Source organism: Croceibacterium ferulae (assembly GCF_003660445.1).
In the GTDB taxonomy this organism is placed as follows: domain Bacteria; phylum Pseudomonadota; class Alphaproteobacteria; order Sphingomonadales; family Sphingomonadaceae; genus Croceibacterium; species Croceibacterium ferulae.
The window spans coordinates 1-1574 of record NZ_QZVQ01000034.1; the positions used below are offsets into that span (position 1 = coordinate 1).

Sequence of the window (1574 nt, forward strand, 5' to 3'; positions counted from 1 at the left end):
AGCATGTCGCCGCGTTCAGCCTGCGCCTCCTCGTCGGCGGAGCGCAGGCGGCGGAGCGAAAGGTCGATCCGTTCGCGCGCGGTCTGCCGTTCCTGCGGGGCGAAGCTTTCCGTGACGATCATCTCGCACGGCAGGCGCAGCATGGGATCGAGCAGGCCGGGGCTGGTCGCCTCCGGATAATCCTTCAGGCTGAGCATGGCGCCGAAATCGGGCGCCGCATTGCCGCCTGCGCCGCGCAGTTCCATCGCATCGACGCCGAAGCTGGCGCGGCGGTAAGGCAGCATGCGGCCGATATCGGTATCGTCCTCCGGCCGGCGCACAGGGCGCATCTCGCCATTGAACAGGGCGCTGAGCAGCTCAAGCAGCTCGTTGTTCGTGCCGCCATGTGGGCCGGTATAGTCGCCCAGTGGCTGCGCCCCGTAATCGCCCAGCGATGCGGCGAGCGCCTGCAATGCGGCCCGCAGGCTGCGCAGGTCCTTGGGATCGGCCTCCAGCTGTTCGCGGCCACGACGCTTCCACATCTTCCCTGCGCGTTCGGCGAGGCCCGCCTTGCCACGGGCCGGACGGCGTACCAGCGTGACGAACTGGTCGTTCACGAACAGCGACCCGCCCTGCAGCTTCTCGTTCCAGCGGCGGTCGATATGCGCGGCCAGCGGATCGTCGAAGGTGGCGGGCAGGTCGACCGCCACCCGGCGGCGGATCACATGGTGGTACAGCACGAAGCGCGCGTCCAGCGCGGAGCGCAGCATCACCTCGCGCGTGGCCGCATGGGCGTTCAGCGCGTCGGTGTCCTCCGTCTCGAACAGGAGGCCCGGCACCTGCAGCGCCGCCATCAGCGACCCGTCGCGCAGCAGCACGGTGTTGCCGTCCAGCAGCCGCGCATAGGGCAGACGCTCGCCGGCATGCGCTTCCTTCGCGCTCCATGCCGCGGCCCCCAGCCACCTGGTCTTCATGCGTTCTGCTCCTTGCACGCAGGCCAAGGCCGTGCGGCGATCATGGGGTGTAGCTGTTGCAGCCCCAGTGCTTCCAGTTCTTCACGCGCGGACACTTGCTGACCTTGGTCAGCCACAGGTCGAAGATGCGCGGTTCGCGCAGGCAGGCGAAATAGCCGACCAGATGGATCAGCAACGCCACCGGCAGGGCGAGGAAGCTGCCGGTGATCAGGAACAGCTCCGTCGTCAGGGCGGCGTTGATGATGAAGAAATTGTAGGTGACGCCCGCGAACATCTGCGGCCGCGTCAGCGCGCGGTGCACGGGATGGCGGACGAGCTCCATCTCAGCCTACCGCCGCGGCGGACTGGATGCCGCTGACGATGCTGGCCGCGCCGAACAGGATGAAGCAGCCGATGATCACGGTCGCGCCGAAGCGCCAGTTCATCCGCCCGGTCAGCATCATGAAGCCGACCGCGGCCACCGCCATCACCGCCACGGCGGTGGCGACATTGCCCAGCAGCGTGCCCTGCATCCACGACAGCGCGGCAACGATCGGGCCGGAGCCTTGCGGATCGCCCGCGACCTGCGCCTGCGCGGCGACAGGCGCAAACATCGCAGCAAGGGTGGCGAGCAGGCGGGAA

General features: G+C 68.5%; 3 protein-coding genes. All 3 read right to left on the minus strand.

Going from position 1 to position 1574, the window contains the following annotated elements:
* The coding region (locus D5S08_RS16280) for a VirB4 family type IV secretion/conjugal transfer ATPase (protein ID WP_479680442.1) at window positions 1–953 on the minus strand (953 nt) is incomplete at its 3' end.
* A 40-nt stretch (window positions 954–993) separates the two neighbouring features.
* The gene (locus tag D5S08_RS16285) at window positions 994–1275 is read right to left on the minus strand and encodes a VirB3 family type IV secretion system protein (protein ID WP_121120232.1); all 282 of its coding nucleotides are present in this window, start codon (window positions 1273–1275) and stop codon (window positions 994–996) included.
* 1 nt (window position 1276) lies between these two features.
* The gene (locus D5S08_RS16290; RefSeq protein ID WP_121120233.1) at window positions 1277–1567 is read right to left on the minus strand and encodes a TrbC/VirB2 family protein; all 291 of its coding nucleotides are present in this window, start codon (window positions 1565–1567) and stop codon (window positions 1277–1279) included.
* Window positions 1568–1574 lie beyond the last annotated feature (7 nt).